Below are 16,142 nucleotides of genomic sequence, written 5' to 3'. Positions count from 1 at the left end.
GTTGTTCCTGCGACTGCCCCTGGCCAGCCCAGCTTTGATCTCCTGACATGAACCCATCACGACGGGCATTATTCCGGCGGGCACGCGCGTCACCTCGAGCGGCGCGGGACCGGTCGCCCCGAACGCCATGTCGATTAATTGCTTCCCGAGACCGTAGCGCCGGGCGAGCATGCCGACGTGGGCCGATCCTCAAGCGATCGCCCAGGGGAGGATGCGGGAGTCTGTTGCGGAACCGTTCAGGGCGGTATCCGCGATTATCGGGGCTGCCGCCGGGCGCGGCGCGAGGGGAGATCGTCATGCACTGGAACACCGTCCGCCCGATCGCGGCAATTGCCGGCTATGCCGCGCTTTGCTGCCTTGCCATCGGTCCGGACTGCGCCTCGGCCGCGGAATTGCTCAAAGCCCGGCTTGCGCAAAACCTCGGACCGATCTCCGGCCTTGCGATCGTCGCCAAATCGAAGGGGATTTTCGAAAAGAACGGACTGGACATCGCGGTCTCGAACTTCACGTCCGGCAAGCAGTGCCTGGACACCGTGGCCGGGGGCGGCGCGGACATCGCGACGACGGCGGAGGCGCCGGTCACCGCTTCGGCAATGGCAAACCAGCCCATCGCCTTCGTCGCCGGCATGGAGTATTCCGACCTCAAGACGGTCGTTGCGGCCAAGGCCGGCATCAAGACCAAGGCAGATCTTCGCGGCAAGCGAATCGCATTCACTGCCGGCACCGGCAGCGAGGTTTACACGGCGACTTTGTTGAAGTCGGCGGGATTGACCCCCAAGGATGTCACCCTCGTCAACCTGCGGCCGCAGGAAATGCTGCCGGCACTTGCAGCAGGAAGCATCGATGCGTTCGACACTTGGGAACCCCACATCGCCAACGCGAAGAAGGCCCTGGGCGAAGCCATCGCTGAGCTCGATACAACGGGCACTTACTCCGAGACGTTCAACATCGTCGTCATGAGGCCCTATCTGGACGCCAACCCTGCGGTGGTTGAGAAGTTCATCGCCGCACTGATCGATGCCGAGGTCTGGATGAAGGCACACCCGGATGAAGCGATCACGGTCGTGGCGGACGCGGTCGGCATGAAGCGGGACGAACTCGCCCCCATCTGGGCCGACTACGTTTACCGGGTGCGTCTCGACGACCGGCTGATCGAAATTCTCAAGACCCACTCCGCATGGCGCCTCGAGAGCGGCAACCATCCTCCGGGAGCGGCGATGCCCGACTTCAGCAAGGTCGTCGTCACCGAGCCGCTGAAGAAGGTCGCCCCCGAACGCGTCACCCTTTCGTGGAAATAGGCGCCCGCACAGCCATGCAGGACGGCACTTCAGCACGACTAGAGATTGCTCTCCGCACTGACGGTCGCGGTCGGCGGCCGGATTCAGCTCGTCTTCGCCGCCTCAATATTCTGGTCGGAGCGCTTTCGCTTCCCTTGTTCATCGGCCTCTGGGAACTGGTCTCACGTTCCGGGACCGTCAACATGGTGCTGTTTCCACCGCCGACGGTGGTCGCTGCGGCCGTCCTTGAGTGGATACGAAGCGGACAGTTCCTTGGCGATCTGCTGGCCAGCCTCTTTCGCGTGACCACGGGATTCATCGTGGGCGGCGCGCTCGGCATCCTGCTTGGTATCCTCACCGGCCAATTCCCTATTATTTCGAGCTTGCTGTCCCCGTTATTCCATATCCTGCGGCCAATTCCGCCGATTGCTTTCGTGCCGATCGTCATCCTCTGGTTCGGCCTGTCGGAGACGGGAAAACTGTTCCTCGTCGTATGGGGCGTGTTCTTCACGGTTTGGCTTTCGACCCATATCGGCGTGCAGAAGGTCGACCGCGGCCTGATTCGGGCGGCGTTGATGCTCGGCACGCCCCGGCGGCAGATGCTCCAAGAGATCGTGCTGCTGGGCGCGCTTCCCTACATCGTGGTCGGGTTGCGCACCGCCGTCAGCATCTCCTTTTACACGCTTGTCGCGGCCGAACTTGCAGGTGCTTTCGCCGGCATCGTCTACAGGATCGAGATTGCGCAGCAGAATTTGCAAACGGGCCAGGTCATGGGCGGGCTCGCAACGCTCGGGTTGATTTCGTTCATTGCCGACCGGCTGTTTGCGGCTCTTGCGGAACGTACTGTCTGGTGGCGTTGATGTCGGGACCTCGATCGATCATGAAACTGGCTCTGGCAAGTTCGTCAGCCTCCGTCGAGTCGGCGCGGAAACAACCGGCCATTCAAGTCTCGAACCTGAGCATCGTTTTTGACACCAACCGCGGGCAGACCATCGCGGTGGATCGCGTTTCCTTTGACGTGGCACCTGGCGAGTTCGTTTGCATCGTCGGGCCCTCCGGCTGCGGCAAGTCGACGGTGCTCAATACGATCGCCGGACTGGAGGTGCCGTTTGAAGGCGACATCCTGGTCGAGGGCTCGCGTGTCTACAGCCCGCGACCCGACGTGGGCATGGTGTTCCAGCAGCCGCATCTTTTCCCCTGGAAGTCCGTCCGCAGGAACATCGCTCACGGCCCCAGAATGCTTGGGAAGTCCAGGACGGAGGCGAATGCCATCGCCGACGATCTGATCGCGATGGTCGGTCTCAAGCGTTTCGCAGACGCCTATCCGAACACCCTGTCCGGCGGCATGCAACAGCGCGTCGCGATCGCGCGAGCACTGGCCAATCAGCCCCGCGTGCTGCTCATGGACGAGCCCTTCGGGGCCCTCGACGCGCAGACCCGGGCGGTGATGCAAGACAATCTGCTGGAGCTGCGCGACCGGATCAAGGCGACAATCGTGTTCGTCACGCATGACATCGATGAAGCCATCGTGCTGGCCGACCGCGTTCTCATCATGAGCGCGGGGCCCGGCCGCATCCTGCGCGAAGTCGCAGTCAAGCTGCCGCGCCCGCGGTCGAGCTCTATCATGGTCGAGCCAATTTATCTTTCCCTCAAGAAGGATTGTCTCGACGTCATCCGCGCAGAAGGGTTGCGGGCGTTCAATCAGTCGGACGCGAGCTGATCGCCAAGAACTCGCAAAGAACGCGCAGATCGAGAAGCCGACCGCAGCGCGCTGGCATGGTTCTTGAATAATCGATGCCGGGTCTCACAGCGGAGCCGGCTATGCACAGGGCGAACAGCGCGATAGCGGCAGGTGTGATGCTGGCTGAATCGGACAATCTCGTCAGGCCGCTGCCCGGCTTGCTGGACGGTCTCAACCGGGCTGATTGCAATCGCTTGCGTGCGATCGGACGCGAGAAGGCCCTGGAAGCCGGCCAGCTGGTTTGGTCGCAGGGCGACGCACAGGCCGGGATCTACCTGATCAGCGAGGGGCGCATACGCAGCTACTATGCGGCGCCGTCGGGGCGCGAGGTCACACTCGCCTACTGGTTTCCCGGCAACTTTGTCGGCGGCCCCGACATATTCGGAACGGGCCCGCACATGTGGACATCGGTTGCGGCCGAACGCAGCCGGATGACGTTCATGCCCGGGCCGGCGCTACGGCGGCTTGCGCTGGAATCGCCGGCGATCGCCGTCGCCTTGCTGGATGCCCTGGCCTTCAAGGCGAGATGCTATTCGGCGATGGCCCAGATGCTCGGGACGCGCTCGGTAACCGAGCGGCTGCATAGCCTGCTGATCTTCCTGTCGCACGTCTACGGCGTGAAGCGCGACAACGAGATCGTCGTCGGCATGCCGTTTACCCACGGCGATCTCGCCAATCTCATCGGGTCCACCCGCCAATGGGTGACGGTGCAACTCGCGCGGCTCCAGGAGGAAGGCGTGATCAGGTACGACAGATCCGTGATTTCGATCCTGGATCTTTCGATGCTCGGGCAGGAGACGGAATAATACCCGCCCTTCAGCCGCCAGATTTCACTTCGAACGCCGCTTGGCCTGCACTGGCCTCGAACCGCCGTGCCAGTCCGATCAGCGCGCGATCATGCCAGGCCGGCGCCAGCAGGGTCACGCCCATGGGCATGCCGTTCGGCAGTGTCGCGTTCGGAACCGCCACGCCGCAGAGATCGAGCAGATTGGCAAAGTAGGAGTAGTAGCCGAGGCGATTGTTCAGGGTGAGCGGATCGCGATCCATCTCCTCCAGCGTGAACGGCCGCGGTGCGGTCGGGACCACCAGCGCATCAATCCCCGCAAAGATCGCCTCGGCGTCGCGGCGAAGCCGGTGCAACCGGTGAATGGCACCAAACGTGTCGATTGCCGAATAGCCGGCGGCTGAGCCCAGCACGGTCCTTGTGACATCAAGCAGGAAGCCGGAATCGATGTCCATAAGCGAAGCGATGGCCGAGTGCCGCTCCGCGACCCAGGGTCCGCTGAACATCAATTCCCCGGCTTGGCGGAACGGGGCGAAGTCCACCTCAATCGCTGTTCCTCCGATCTGCGCAAAACGCGCGCAGGCGCGCTCATAGAGCTCGCCGCATTCCGGCATGCCGAAGCATTCGAGATCGGCCGACGCAATGCGGCCGAACCGGAACGATGGCACCGTCCCGCTGGCGAAAGAAAAGGCCTTGGGCAGTCGGCTGTAGGGATCTTCGAAATCGAACCCTTCGATAATTTCGAGGATCGCCTCGCCATCGCTGACGGTATTGCAGAACACCGAAACGCAATCGATCGTCGGACAATTCGGCACCAGCCCGCGTGATGACACCAGCCCGACGGTCGGCTTGATCCCGACGATGTTGTTGAAGCCGGCAGGTATGCGGCCTGACCCGCCGGTATCGGTGCCGAGCGCGAACGCAACGTGCCCGGCCGCCACGGCGACCGCGGACCCGGAACTGGAGCCGCCCGCAATATAGCGCGCATCGGCAACCGACGCGCAGGGGCCATAGGGCGAACGCGCGCCGGACAGGCCTGTGGCGAACTGATCGAGATTGGTCTTCCCAAGGCAAATTGCGCCGGCCGCGGTGAGGCGTTCGACGCTGTGCGCGGAATGCCACGGCGTATAGCTGAACGCCGGGCATGCGGCAGTGGTCGGCATTCCCTCGACATCGATATTGTCCTTCACACCAAAGGGAATACCGAGCAGCGGAAGATTTTCGCCTGTCCGCGCGCGCGCCACGAGCTTGCGACATGCTTCGAGCGCTTCCTCCCGCGGGCGGAGATAGATCCAGCAATTGCGGTCGCGCTCGGCCTCGATCCGGTCATACGCCGTTTCGATCGCCTCCAGCGGCAGGGACGAATTCCAGGCGATGGTTTCGTGATTGGTCCTGGAGCGCGCGACAGACTGACTCACCGAATATCTCCTTCTCTAACTAGCAGGAGCGAAATTGCGGGAGCTCGGCGCGGGCAACAAGCAATTAAATGCTTCGCGCAAATGGTCTGCCGTATCAGGATATAGGCGGCTCAAAGAAAAAGGCGCCGTGCCGGAGCACGACGCCCTGGTTTCTGATGTCGCGAGCGATCAGTTGGTCTGCTGGATCGCCGACAATTCCCATGCGCTGCCCGGGCGGCGGGCAAACGTCCAGACTTCGGTGATCTCGCCGGGCTGCTCGCTGCCGGCGACGATCGCACCGGTGTTGCGGTCGACCGTCTTGTCGGTGAGCGCGAAGCGCATCGCCACCGTCGCATAGTCGGTCTCGCCTTCGCGCCAGGCCTCAGCGAGGTCGCCCTGCAACAGCTTCACGTTGGACGTCTTGTTGACGACATTGCGCGCGCGGTTCTCTGTGAGATCCTTCTCCAAATAGGAGACCATTTCCGGCGTCGCGAGCGTGTGCAGTTTTGCAACGTCCTCGTTCGACCAGGCAGCCTGGATATCGCCGAGCAAGCGCTCGAACGCCTCATAGTCGTCCGGCTTGATTTCGAGCGGCGCATTGTTGGCGCCAAAGCCAAAGCCGCCACCAAGACCGCTGCGATAGCTCGTCTGCGGTCCCGGACCGGCGCCAGCATCAGCACCGGCATAGGCCGCCTGCGGCGCGTTGCGGCGCTGCCACCAGGACATCGCCAACCGCACCACGAACACGACGAGCACGATCTGGATGATCAAGCCGAGGATCGACGACAGGCCGCCGAGGCCACCGAACAGGCCGCCACCGAACAGCATGCCCAGAAGGCCCGCGCCGAGGAAGCCTGCCGCGAGGCCGCCCAGGAAGCCGCCGCCGCGGCCGAACAGGCCGCCGCGCGCGGGCGCTGAGGCAGCCGAGTTCATGCCGGCGCCCGGCTGGGTGAAGGTGCGGTTGAACTGCGAGGTCGAGCCCGGGGCGGTCGAGGTCGACGGCGGGGCCGAGAAGGTCCGCGAGCCGCGCGAACCCGACGAGAAGCCGCCGCCGACGCGAGCGTCAGCCGACGAGATCGCCAGCGCGGCCGGCAGCGCGAGCGCCAGCACCACGGCGATCGTCTTCACGAGACGGCGGGACCATTGCGAGAAATTCATGTTCGTTTCCCAAATCCCCAGCATGGGGATGTGCTCCTAAGATGGGCAGACTTCACCAAAAAGGAAGGTGGTTTCGGACCCCCCGGCTGCGGCCCTCAGTCGCGGGGATGGGGCAAAAGTCGATATTTGGCGGGGGTTTGGCGGGAATCTGGAGGGCTGTGGTCGCCGGTTACCGGCGGGTTATACGCGATATCTGCGCGATGTCGTCCTGGCGAAAGCCAGGACCCATTCCCCCAAGAGTTAGTTTTGCGAAGATTGGTCGTTCGGGATTGGCACCGGGGTCGACCGATAGATCACGCGGTATGGGTCCTGGCCTTCGCCAGGACGACAGCTGATCCTCACCCCTGCTTCGCCATCGTCTCCTTCACCGCCGCCACGAGCTGGCTGAGCGTGAATGGTTTTGGCAGGAAGTCGAACTGCTGGCCCTCGGGCAGGCTCTTCTCGAAGGCGTCTTCGGCGTAGCCGGAGACGAAGATGAACTTGATGTCGGGGTTCTTCTCGCGCATTGCCTTGAGCAAGCTCGGGCCGTCCATCTCCGGCATGACGACGTCGGAGACGACGAGATCGATGCCGCCGCTCTGTTCCGCCAGCACCTCCATCGCCTCGACGCCGTTCTCGGCCTCGACCACGGTGTAGCCGCGTGAGCGCAGGCCGCGAGCGTTCAGCGCGCGCAGGCCCTCTTCGTCTTCCACCAACAGGATGGTGCCTTGTCCGGTGAGATCGGCGCGCGGCTTGGCTTCCGCCGCAAGCGCGGCGTCCTTGGCGGCACCATGGGTCACCGCCGCCGGCTGCTCGACCTGCACCTCCGGCTCCGCATGATGGCGCGGCAGGAAGATGTGAAACGAGGTGCCCTGCCCCGGCTCGGAATCGACGTAGATGAAGCCGCCGGTCTGCTTGACGATGCCGTAGACGGTCGAAAGTCCAAGACCAGTGCCCTTGCCGACTTCCTTGGTGGAGAAGAACGGCTCAAAAATCTTGTCGCGGATGTCGGCGGGAATGCCGGTGCCGGTGTCGGCGACCTCGATCCGGACATAGTCCGCCGCCGGCATGCCCTTGTAGGCAAGCTTGCCCGCGTCCTCGGTGGCAACGTTGGCGGTACGGATGATCAGCTTGCCGCCGTCGGGCATCGCGTCGCGCGCATTGACCGCGAGATTGACGATCACCTGCTCGAACTGGGAGACGTCGACCTTCACCGGCCAGAGATCGCGGCCGTGGATCAGGTCGAGCTTAACCTTCTCGCCGATCAGCCGGCGCAGCAGCATGGTGAGATCGCTTAGCGCATCGCCGAGATCGAGCACCTGCGGCCGCAGAGTCTGCCGCCGCGAGAACGCGAGCAACTGCCGCACCAGCGTCGCAGCGCGCGTCGCGTTCTGCTTGATCTGCATGATGTCCTGGAACGACGGATCGGTCGGCTTGTGCGCGTTCAGCAGGAAGTCGTTCGCCATCATGATGGCGGACAGCACGTTGTTGAAGTCGTGGGCGATGCCGCCGGCGAGCTGGCCGACCGTCTCCATCTTCTGCGACTGGTTGATCTGGTTCTCCAGCGCGCGCCGCTCGGTGGTCTCGAGCATATGGACGATCGCAGCTTCCGCGTCGTTCTCACCCCCGTCGACCGGCGTGACGAAGAACTGGCCCCAGCGCTCCTTGGTGCCTTCCAGCGCGACCTCGACCGGCGCGATATCGGCCTGGTTTTCGGCAGCCTGGTTGATGGCCGCGATCAGCAGATGCCGGTCGCGCGAACTGACCGCGCGGAAGATCGACTTGCTGGCGCTGTCGAGGCCGAGGGCTTGCCCGAGCTTGGCGTAGCGGGCATTCGCGCGCACGACATTGCCGCCGCGATCGACGGTGGCGATCGCCATCGGCGTGTGATCGAAGAAGCGCATGAAGCGCACTTCGGCGGCGCGGTCGGGATCGCTGCGCTCGTCGCGGGCACGGCTGATGACCAGCGTGCGCGACGGCCCGGGCGCGCCGTCGGCGCCGAAGGCGAGCTTGTGATAGAGCCGCACCGGCATGGTCTTGCCGGTGCGCATGCGCAGGTCGATGTCGAAGACTTCGGTCTTCACCTCGCCCGGCACCGCCACGATCGAGCTGAGCAGCGAGGCGCCGTCGCCGGAGACGATGTCGGCGAGCTTCAAGCCGCCGGAACCGATCTCGGCGAGGTCGTGGTCGAGCCAGTTCGCCAGCGTCGCGTTGACATAGGCGAGCTCCCCGGCGGGATTGACCGAGAAGAAGCCGCACGGCGCGTGATCGAGATATTCGATCGCGTGCTGAAGTTCCTGGAACACATCCTCCTGGCGTTCGCGGTCGCGGGTGATGTCGGCGATCGACCACACCGCATATTTGGCCTCGCGCTTGCCCGTGCCGAGCGGACGGACCCGCATCCGCAGCCAGCGGCCCTGGCTGCCGTCATGGCCGGAGATGCGCACCTCTTCCTGCTGCCGCTTGCCTTCGCGGGCCGCCTTGAGCAGGCGGAACACCGCTTCGGAGACGTCGGGATTGCCGATGAAGACGCGCTCGACGGGACGGACGTCCTGCGGACCGGGAGCGCCGGTCAGCGTCAGATAGGCCGCATTGGAATAGACCACATGGCCACGCGGATCGGTGACCGCGAGACCATCGAAGGCGTGATCGGCGATGCGCCCCATCACGGGATCGTCGAGATTGCGGTCGACGAAGCGGATGATGCCGGCGGCAAACGCAAACAGGTTGAACAGGCCGATCATCGCCAGCACGGCGAGGATGCCGAGGATATAGGGCTGCGCCTGCGCACGCCCGAGCGTCATCAGCCCGATGGCGACCGCGACGAGGCCGGTGGCTACCAGCAGCACCAGCGCAATGCTGCCCGAGCGTGGCGACGGCTCATGCGCCGCAACGGGCTCGCGTGACAGGTCGTGGTCGGTCTCGGCAGTCATTTCACGCTGGTACAGCCTGTCGGCAGAGAATCAAGGCGCTACGGGGCACGTGGGGTCCTCCCTGCCTGAATCGGACCCGCAGGCGCAAGGGCGGCAGGAGCGAAAGGTACGCTGATTCCCAGTTTACGGCCATTTCCGGTACTTTTCGGGGGTTTTATTGCCGTGCGGCACTAAATCCGCGCTTCATCCGCATGACGTAGCCGATGACTTCGGCGACTGCGTGGTAGTGCTCCATCGGGATTTCCTGGTCGATTTCAACCGTGGCGTAGAGCGCGCGGGCCAACGGCACGTTCTCGACGATCGGAATGTCGTGCTCGCGCGCGATTTCGCGGATCTTGAAGGCGAGGTTGTCGACGCCCTTGGCGACGCAGATCGGCGCCGACATGCCGCGCTCGTAGGACAGCGCGATCGAATAGTGGGTCGGGTTGGTGATGATCACCGAGGCTTTTGGAACCGCCTGCATCATGCGCTTCTTGGAGCGCTGCTGCCGCAACTGCCTGATCTTGCCCTTGATGTGCGGGTCGCCTTCGGACTGCTTGAACTCGTCCTTGATCTCCTGGAGCGACATCTTCTGCCGCTGGAACCAGCTGCGATACTGGAAGAAGTAGTCGCCGATCGCGATGATCGCGAGTGCCGCAACCACCGCGCCGAGCAGATGGACGGTCATGCTGGTGATGGCGCCCATCATGGCGGACGGATCGAGATGGACCATCGCCTCCATGCGATGCCGCTCCGGCCACAGAATCGCCGTCATGACCACGCCGAGCACGACCAGCTTGCCGATGCCTTTCAGGAAGTTCGCGGCCGCCTGCTTGCCGAAGATGCGCTTGAAGCCGGCGGCGGGTGAGAGCTTGCTGAATTTCGGCGTGAGGGATTCGGCCGACCACACCAGCCGGTGCTGGAGCACGTTGCCGGCAATCGCCGCCAGCACCAGCATCAGCAGGGGTATGCCGACGGCCGCGAGCACCGCGACTTCGACCTGCTGCATCAGCGCAAGCAGGTTCCCGGGATCGGTCTTGATCATCCAGGAATTGGCGAGCAGGTTGCGCATCGGCGTCACAAGCCCGCTGCCGACCGACCCGGAGAAGGTCGAGATCACGAGCGTGCCGCCCGCGATCATGAACCAGGTATTGATCTCCTGGCTCTTGGCGACGTCGCCGCGTTCGAGCGCCTGGTCAAGACGCTTTTGCGTCGGGTCTTCTGTTTGACTCTCTGGATCGTTGTCTTCCGCCATCGATCACCCTGTCACTTGAGCGGCATCATCTGGTGCATCACACCGATGAAGTAATCGAGGTAGGTGCCCATCATCGCCGTGAGCACCATGGCCAGCACCATGAAGCCTGCGAAGATCGACAGCGGCACGCCGACGAAATAGACCTGCATCTGCGGCATCAGCCGCGCCAGCACGCCAAGACCGATATTGAAGACGAGGCCGAACACCAGGAACGGCCCGGAAAGCTGCAAGCCGAGCAGGAACGCCGCGGAAAAGGCCCTTGTGGCAAGCGAAGCAACGTCGCCGCTCGATACGGTCTCGCCCGGCGCAAAGATCGCGTAGCTGTCGTTCAATGCCGCGATCACCAGATGATGGCTGTCGGTGGCAAACAACAGCGTCACCCCGAGCATGGTCAGGAAGTTGCCGACCAGCACGCCCTGCTGCCCCTGGGTCGGATCGACCGAGGTGACGAAGCCGAGCCCCATCTGCTGCGCGATCACGGCGCCCGCGACTTGCAGGGCCGAGAGCGTCACGCGCGCGGTTGCGCCCAGCACGATGCCGATCACGATCTCATGCAGCATCAAGACCAGCATCGGCGCAAGCGAACCCATGTCGACATGGTAGGCATCGCGATGCAGCGGCAGGATGATCAGCGTGAGCAGAAGCGCGATCGACAGCTTCACCCGTGTCGGGATGTTGGTCTCGCCGAGCCCCGGCAGCAGCATCACCATCGCACCGACCCGGGCGAAGGCGAGCATGAAGGCCGCGGCGAGCGCCGGCAGCAGCGAGACGTCGATGCGCATGACCGAGGCATTGTGCCTCAGCCGCCGATGATTCGCGACGATATCCGCAGCATGTGGGAATGGAGTGCGTCGGCCATGAAGGGCAGCGCCAACAACATCGTGGCAAAGATAGCCAGAATCTTCGGCACGTAGATCAGCGTCTGCTCCTGGATCTGCGTCAGCGCCTGGAACAGCGACACCACCACGCCGACCACGAGCCCCACCACCATCAGCGGCGATGACACGATCACGATCGTCCAGATCGCATCGCGCGCGACGTCGAGGGTTTCAGGTCCGGTCATTACAGAATTCCCTTATTCAAACTTCTTCCCCACCGCTCCGGCGAGGACCACACAGTCCCTCCCCGTCATTGCGAGCGAAGCGAAGCAATCCAGACTGCCGCCGCGGAAAGACTCTGGATTGCTTCGCTTCGCTCGCAATGACGACGGAGGCCAAGATCAGATCGGCATCTTCATGATGTCTTCATAGGCCGCGATCACGCGGTCGCGGACCGAGACCAGCGTGGACACCGCAACGTCGGTGTCGGCCACCGCCGTCACCACGTCCATCACGTTGGCCTTGCCGGCGGCCATCGCCACCGTCTGCGCGTCGGACTTGCGGCCGGACTCCATGACGCTGCCGACGGCGTCTTTCAGCATCGACGCAAAGGATTGCCCGTTTGCCTCGCTGCCCTTGCCGGCACCGCTGTTTTCCAGCACGCGGGCGAGGTTGGCGTAAGCATTGGCTGCGATTGTCGGTGTTGCCATGGCCTAGGATTCCCGTTCAGCTCTTGAGGATGTCGAGCGTGCGCTGGATCATCCGGCGCGTCGCACTGATGATGTTGACATTGGCCTCGTAGGACCGCTGCGCATCGCGCATGTCGGTCATCTCGACCACCGAATTCACGTTGGGATATTTGACGTTGCCGCTGGCGTCCGCAGCCGGACTGCTCGGCTCGTATTTGACGCGAAAGTTGGACTGGTCGGGCTTGATCTTTCCCAGCGTGACGACTTGCGCATCGAGCGTGCGGTCGAGCGCGGAGGAGAACGTCGGCACCTTGCGCCGGTAGGGATCGCCGCCGGCGGTCTGCGAGGTCGAATCCGCATTCGCGATGTTTTCCGAGATCACCCGCATGCGCCCGGCTTGTGCGCGCAACCCGGAGGTTGCGATCGCCATCGAACGGGCAAAGTCGCTGCTGTCATTGGCCATAATGCACCTCCTCTAGCTCTAGCCCTTGCCGATCGCGGTCTTCAGAAGATGCAGGCTCTTCGAATAGAGCGAGGTCACCGCCGCATAATCCATCTGGTTGCTGGCGGACTTCATCATCTCTTCCTCGAGATTGACGGCGTTGCCCGCAGGGCGGGTCTCGAAGCCCGCATTCTTGTTCTGGTCGAAGCTCGAGGCCGCGCCGGACGGCGTCATGTGGGAAGCGCTGGTGACGGCCATGGCCAAGGGCCCCGTCGAGCCTGCTGGAACGCCGGTCTTGTCGAATTTCGGCTCGACCAGGTCGCGTGGCCGGAAACTGGGCGTGTCGGAATTGGAGACGTTCTCGGACAGGACGCGCTGGCGTTCCTGGTGCCACTGCATCTTGGTGCGAAGCGCCGACAGCACCGGGAGATCGTTGATGGACATCGTTGCGGCTCCTTCCGCCTCGCAGGACCCATGGTCCGAAGCTAGGCAGAATTTGCCGCGTGTATGGTTAACAGGTGGTTAAGGCGCGGGAGATGCATGTTTCCGGCTGGGACATGTATTGCGGCCCCCGTGATTCTACCCATTCCAAAAGCCGCATTAACCCAACCGTTTGGCCGCGCGTGCACAGGCCAAGAAGTCGTTTTGGATCGGGCGATTCATAGGTTATTAAGGGTTGGGGACGGCAAAACTTGCCGCGGGACGTTAAGAGATCGCAGTTTTTGGGGCATCGCACGCCGGTGGTCGGCGCATCGACCATAGGCACGAGAGAAGCGCCATTTACCGGGGACAGGTATGAACGGTAGCCCTATCACTTTCATCGTCGCGTTCATCGTCGTACTGGCGTTGATCGGCGTCGCCGCGTGGCTGGTCCGCCGATTCGCGACCACCCGGCTCGGCGCCAATACCCAGCGCGGCAGAATGCCCCGGCTCGCCGTGATCGACGCGGCCGCGGTCGATGGCCGCCGGCGCCTGGTGCTGGTCCGGCGCGACAATGTCGAGCATCTCCTGATGATCGGCGGCCCGACCGACATCGTCGTCGAACCGAACATCGTCCGCGCCGCGGCTGGCCGCGACCAGCTTCCGCAGCGCTCCAATGCCGCCGAACCGCCGCGCCTCGCCCCGATGCCCGACACCAGCAGCTGGGCCGACGAAGCGCCGCGGCCCGAAGTGCTCGACCATCCCGAGCCGCAAATGCCCGAGCCGCCGCCGCGGCCCGCGCGTCCCTCCTTCGCCGACGAAGTCCGCCGGCCGGCCCCTGCTCTGGCCGAGCGCCGCAGCGATCGCAGCGATCCCTTGGCCGGCTTTACGCCTGAGCCGATCGCCCCGCGTCCCGAGCGCGAACTGCGTCCGGACCCGGTGCCGCCGCGCATTGCCCGCAGCGAACCGCCATTGATGCCGCGCCCGCCGCGCCAGAGCGAGCCAATGAAGGTGCCGCCGGTGCGCGCCGAGCGCACGGCCGCGCCCCCGCCTCCTCCGCCTGTGCCCCAAGCTCCGCCCGTTCCGCCGCCGGCCGCTGCCGCGCCGTCGAGCGCCGAACAAAATCTCGCCGAAATGGCCCAGCGCCTCGAAGCCGCCCTGCGCCGTCCGGCCGGCGAGACGGTCGCGCCTCCGGTTGCGCCTGAGCCGCCGGCAGCTCCGCCGCGCGTGGCACGCAGCGAGCCACCGGCCCCGCCGGTCAGGCCGGCTCCGGAGAAGACCAGCTTTGAGAATCTCGAAGACGAGATGGCCTCGCTGCTCGGCCGTCCGAAGCCGTCTTCGTGAGGCTGCAGGCCCTCCCGCGTAGAGTTTTCTTTTTTTCTGTCCTGATCGCCGCGGCTTCGCTCGCGATGCCTGCGCACGCGCAGGACATCAGCATCAATCTCGGCAGCCAGGGCGGCGGCGGCGTCACCGAGCGCGCGATCCAGCTCATCGCGCTGCTCACGGTGCTGTCGATTGCGCCGTCGATCCTGATCATGATGACGTCGTTCACGCGCATCGTGGTCGTGCTGTCGTTGTTGCGCACCGCGATGGGCACGGCGACCGCGCCGCCGAACTCGGTGATCCTCGCGCTCGCAATGTTCCTCACCTTCTTCGTGATGGGACCGGTGCTGCAAAAATCCTACGACGACGGCATCCGCCCGCTCGTCGCCAACCAGATCAGTGTCGAGGACGCGCTCCAGCGCGCCTCCGTGCCCTTGCGCGGCTTCATGCAGAAGAACGTGCGCGAGAAGGACCTGAAACTCTTCCTTGATCTCTCCGGCGAGCCGCCGCCCGCCACGCCCGACGAGCTCGCGCTGCGCATCCTCGTCCCCGCCTTCATGATCTCGGAGCTGAAGCGCGCTTTCGAGATCGGCTTCCTGCTGTTCCTCCCGTTCCTGATCATCGACCTCGTCGTCGCCTCCGTGCTGATGTCGATGGGCATGATGATGCTGCCACCCGCAACGATCTCGCTGCCGTTCAAGCTGATCTTCTTCGTGCTGGTCGACGGCTGGTCGCTGGTAGCGGGGAGTTTGGTGCAGAGTTACGGGGGGTGAGGCTTTCTCCTCGTCATTGCGAGCGCAGCGAAGCAATCCAGACTGCCTCTGCGGAAAGATTCTGGATTGCCTCGCTGCGCTCGCAATGACGAGAATGTGGCTGCGTGCCGGGCCGTACTTCGCGCGGAATGACCCGGCATCAGAGCAAGCGAACGACGACGCCCCCTACCCCTTCACGTCATATTGTTTGCTGAGGTGATCGCCGATCTGCACCAGCATGGCGACGCTTTCGGGGAAGCCGGGCTTGTCTCGCGTCGCCTGATCGGCATCGGCGCGGAACTCCCAGCTGTCGCCGTCGCGGATGATCGAGACGGTCATGCCCTCGGGGCCGTCGGCATGGACCTTCAATTCGGCCCGGGCCATCGCAATGAGTTCGGCTTCGGTCTTGGCAGGCTTGCTCATATCCCTCTCCCGGCAATGGAGCTACAAATTGCCGCCTCGTCAGGCGGCTGTCGAGACGGCGAAAGGTTGCACGTTTCCGATTACCTCGTGTTGACGTGCCTCACGCCGCTGAGAGCCTCACATGCATTTTGCTGCCAGTTGCCTCGGCGAAGCGCAAAAGGGTCTTGGTGCTGGGCAGCGTCTGACCGTTTTCGAGCCGGGCAATCGTGGATTGACTGGTACCCATCCGGGCCGCGAGTTCCGTCTGGGAAAGACCGGCCCGCAGGCGGGCACGGAGCAACTCGGCAGCGATCTCGAACTCCGGCGCCAGCGCATCGTATTCCGCCTTGACCTTCGGGTTGGCGAGCAAACGCGCCTTCAGCTTTTCAAACGCGATCGTCATTTGATCTCCTTTGCCCTTCGAAGCGCGAGCTCGATCTCCGGACGCGGCGTCTTCTGTGTCTTCTTCACAAATGCACGCATGACGATTACCCTGCGTCCGATTGCCGTAACGTACAGTGCCCGGGCAATTCCATCACGACCCGTCAGCCGCAATTCCCAGAGCTTGCCTTCCAGATGCTTCACGTGTGGTTCGCCGAGGCTCTCGAGCCCTGCAGAAGCGATGCGGTCCGCAAAACGCAGAAATCGTGCCTGCATATCGGCCGGAAGAGCCGCAATCTCCGCGGCAACGGTTTCATCGAGGATTTCGACCCGCCAGGACACTTCCCCACATTATCTCATTTTTGATATCTTGGAAAGCGCAAAGAAGCTCCCCGCCGCCACGGCAATCCGT

Annotated in this window: 18 protein-coding genes; 6 read left to right on the top strand and 12 right to left on the bottom strand. The window is 63.9% G+C overall.

What is annotated here, in order from left to right:
* The first annotated feature begins 296 nt into the window (after nt 1-296).
* The 4 genes from UB31_RS29275 to UB31_RS29260 all read left to right on the top strand — a co-directional run bounded on the left by UB31_RS29275 (nt 297) and on the right by UB31_RS29260 (nt 3,824).
* Nucleotides 297-1,298: an NrtA/SsuA/CpmA family ABC transporter substrate-binding protein gene (locus tag UB31_RS29275; RefSeq protein ID WP_045013401.1), complete on the top strand. Its 1,002-nt coding sequence runs from the start codon at nt 297-299 to the stop codon at nt 1,296-1,298.
* 14 nt (nt 1,299-1,312) lie between these two features.
* The gene (locus UB31_RS29270; protein ID WP_245306097.1) at nt 1,313-2,137 is read left to right on the top strand and encodes an ABC transporter permease; all 825 of its coding nucleotides are present in this window, start codon (nt 1,313-1,315) and stop codon (nt 2,135-2,137) included.
* Nucleotides 2,138-2,157: 20 nt separating this feature from the next.
* Complete coding sequence (locus tag UB31_RS29265) at nt 2,158-2,997, top strand: ABC transporter ATP-binding protein (protein ID WP_045013400.1); 840 nt, start codon at nt 2,158-2,160, stop codon at nt 2,995-2,997.
* Nucleotides 2,998-3,098: 101 nt separating this feature from the next.
* A complete protein-coding gene (locus tag UB31_RS29260; RefSeq protein WP_045008649.1) occupies nt 3,099-3,824 on the top strand; it encodes a Crp/Fnr family transcriptional regulator in 726 nt (241 codons plus the stop codon).
* Nucleotides 3,825-3,834: 10 nt separating this feature from the next.
* On the opposite strand, the gene atzF is transcribed toward UB31_RS29260, so the two are convergent.
* The 9 genes from atzF to flgB all read right to left on the bottom strand — a co-directional run bounded on the left by atzF (nt 3,835) and on the right by flgB (nt 12,896).
* Complete coding sequence (atzF, locus tag UB31_RS29255; protein ID WP_045013399.1) at nt 3,835-5,220, bottom strand: allophanate hydrolase; 1,386 nt, start codon at nt 5,218-5,220, stop codon at nt 3,835-3,837.
* Nucleotides 5,221-5,388: 168 nt separating this feature from the next.
* A complete protein-coding gene (locus UB31_RS29250; protein WP_045013398.1) occupies nt 5,389-6,381 on the bottom strand; it encodes a Tim44 domain-containing protein in 993 nt (330 codons plus the stop codon).
* Nucleotides 6,382-6,695: 314 nt separating this feature from the next.
* Complete coding sequence (gene cckA / locus UB31_RS29245) at nt 6,696-9,269, bottom strand: cell cycle histidine kinase CckA (protein WP_045013397.1); 2,574 nt, start codon at nt 9,267-9,269, stop codon at nt 6,696-6,698.
* 154 nt (nt 9,270-9,423) lie between these two features.
* The gene (gene flhB / locus UB31_RS29240; RefSeq protein ID WP_045008653.1) at nt 9,424-10,503 is read right to left on the bottom strand and encodes a flagellar biosynthesis protein FlhB; all 1,080 of its coding nucleotides are present in this window, start codon (nt 10,501-10,503) and stop codon (nt 9,424-9,426) included.
* A gap of 11 nt (nt 10,504-10,514) precedes the next feature.
* Complete coding sequence (gene fliR, locus UB31_RS29235; protein ID WP_045008654.1) at nt 10,515-11,285, bottom strand: flagellar biosynthetic protein FliR; 771 nt, start codon at nt 11,283-11,285, stop codon at nt 10,515-10,517.
* 17 nt (nt 11,286-11,302) lie between these two features.
* Entirely contained in the window at nt 11,303-11,566 is a 264-nt protein-coding gene (fliQ, locus tag UB31_RS29230) for a flagellar biosynthesis protein FliQ (protein ID WP_007612284.1), read from the bottom strand.
* 156 nt (nt 11,567-11,722) lie between these two features.
* Entirely contained in the window at nt 11,723-12,031 is a 309-nt protein-coding gene (gene fliE / locus UB31_RS29225) for a flagellar hook-basal body complex protein FliE (RefSeq protein ID WP_045008655.1), read from the bottom strand.
* Nucleotides 12,032-12,047: 16 nt separating this feature from the next.
* Nucleotides 12,048-12,473, bottom strand: a complete 426-nt coding sequence (gene flgC, locus UB31_RS29220; RefSeq protein WP_045008656.1) for a flagellar basal body rod protein FlgC — start codon at nt 12,471-12,473, stop codon at nt 12,048-12,050.
* 18 nt (nt 12,474-12,491) lie between these two features.
* Nucleotides 12,492-12,896, bottom strand: coding sequence for a flagellar basal body rod protein FlgB (flgB, locus tag UB31_RS29215; RefSeq protein ID WP_045008657.1), 405 nt, complete (start codon nt 12,894-12,896; stop codon nt 12,492-12,494).
* Nucleotides 12,897-13,247: 351 nt separating this feature from the next.
* On the opposite strand from flgB, the gene UB31_RS29210 reads away from it, so the two are divergent.
* Together UB31_RS29210 and fliP are read left to right on the top strand one after the other, a co-directional pair.
* Nucleotides 13,248-14,216 carry a flagellar biosynthetic protein FliO gene (locus UB31_RS29210; RefSeq protein ID WP_045013396.1) on the top strand — a complete coding sequence of 323 codons (969 nt, stop codon included), beginning with the start codon at nt 13,248-13,250 and terminating at the stop codon, nt 14,214-14,216.
* Complete coding sequence (fliP, locus tag UB31_RS29205) at nt 14,213-14,968, top strand: flagellar type III secretion system pore protein FliP (RefSeq protein ID WP_045008659.1); 756 nt, start codon at nt 14,213-14,215, stop codon at nt 14,966-14,968. Before UB31_RS29210 ends, fliP begins: the two co-directional genes overlap by 4 nt.
* Before the next feature lie 165 nt (nt 14,969-15,133).
* Here the strand turns inward: fliP and UB31_RS29200 are convergent, their stop codons facing one another.
* The 3 genes from UB31_RS29200 to UB31_RS29190 all read right to left on the bottom strand — a co-directional run bounded on the left by UB31_RS29200 (nt 15,134) and on the right by UB31_RS29190 (nt 16,072).
* The gene (locus UB31_RS29200) at nt 15,134-15,370 is read right to left on the bottom strand and encodes a hypothetical protein (RefSeq protein WP_045013395.1); all 237 of its coding nucleotides are present in this window, start codon (nt 15,368-15,370) and stop codon (nt 15,134-15,136) included.
* 100 nt (nt 15,371-15,470) lie between these two features.
* Nucleotides 15,471-15,752 carry a helix-turn-helix domain-containing protein gene (locus UB31_RS29195; protein ID WP_045013394.1) on the bottom strand — a complete coding sequence of 94 codons (282 nt, stop codon included), beginning with the start codon at nt 15,750-15,752 and terminating at the stop codon, nt 15,471-15,473.
* Nucleotides 15,749-16,072, bottom strand: a complete 324-nt coding sequence (locus tag UB31_RS29190) for a type II toxin-antitoxin system RelE/ParE family toxin (protein ID WP_045013393.1) — start codon at nt 16,070-16,072, stop codon at nt 15,749-15,751. The genes UB31_RS29195 and UB31_RS29190 overlap by 4 nt, the downstream gene beginning before the upstream one ends.
* Nucleotides 16,073-16,142 lie beyond the last annotated feature (70 nt).

Origin of the sequence: Bradyrhizobium sp. LTSP849, assembly GCF_000938255.1 — a bacterium.
In the GTDB taxonomy this organism is placed as follows: Bacteria; Pseudomonadota; Alphaproteobacteria; order Rhizobiales; family Xanthobacteraceae; genus Bradyrhizobium.
This window is presented reverse-complemented; position numbering and strand designations above follow the sequence as displayed.

Coding starts and splice junctions, on each gene's coding strand:
- UB31_RS29270 (WP_245306097.1), top strand. CDS start 1,313: ATGCAGGACGGCACTTCAGCACGACTAGAGATTGCTCTCCGCACTGAC.
- UB31_RS29250 (WP_045013398.1), bottom strand. CDS start 6,381: ATGCTGGGGATTTGGGAAACGAACATGAATTTCTCGCAATGGTCCCGC.
- UB31_RS29275 (WP_045013401.1), top strand. CDS start 297: ATGCACTGGAACACCGTCCGCCCGATCGCGGCAATTGCCGGCTATGCC.
- UB31_RS29265 (WP_045013400.1), top strand. CDS start 2,158: ATGAAACTGGCTCTGGCAAGTTCGTCAGCCTCCGTCGAGTCGGCGCGG.
- fliQ (WP_007612284.1), bottom strand. CDS start 11,566: ATGACCGGACCTGAAACCCTCGACGTCGCGCGCGATGCGATCTGGACG.
- UB31_RS29195 (WP_045013394.1), bottom strand. CDS start 15,752: ATGACGATCGCGTTTGAAAAGCTGAAGGCGCGTTTGCTCGCCAACCCG.
- UB31_RS29260 (WP_045008649.1), top strand. CDS start 3,099: ATGCACAGGGCGAACAGCGCGATAGCGGCAGGTGTGATGCTGGCTGAA.
- fliR (WP_045008654.1), bottom strand. CDS start 11,285: ATGCGCATCGACGTCTCGCTGCTGCCGGCGCTCGCCGCGGCCTTCATG.
- flhB (WP_045008653.1), bottom strand. CDS start 10,503: ATGGCGGAAGACAACGATCCAGAGAGTCAAACAGAAGACCCGACGCAA.
- cckA (WP_045013397.1), bottom strand. CDS start 9,269: ATGACTGCCGAGACCGACCACGACCTGTCACGCGAGCCCGTTGCGGCG.
- flgC (WP_045008656.1), bottom strand. CDS start 12,473: ATGGCCAATGACAGCAGCGACTTTGCCCGTTCGATGGCGATCGCAACC.
- UB31_RS29200 (WP_045013395.1), bottom strand. CDS start 15,370: ATGAGCAAGCCTGCCAAGACCGAAGCCGAACTCATTGCGATGGCCCGG.
- UB31_RS29210 (WP_045013396.1), top strand. CDS start 13,248: ATGAACGGTAGCCCTATCACTTTCATCGTCGCGTTCATCGTCGTACTG.
- fliE (WP_045008655.1), bottom strand. CDS start 12,031: ATGGCAACACCGACAATCGCAGCCAATGCTTACGCCAACCTCGCCCGC.
- flgB (WP_045008657.1), bottom strand. CDS start 12,896: ATGTCCATCAACGATCTCCCGGTGCTGTCGGCGCTTCGCACCAAGATG.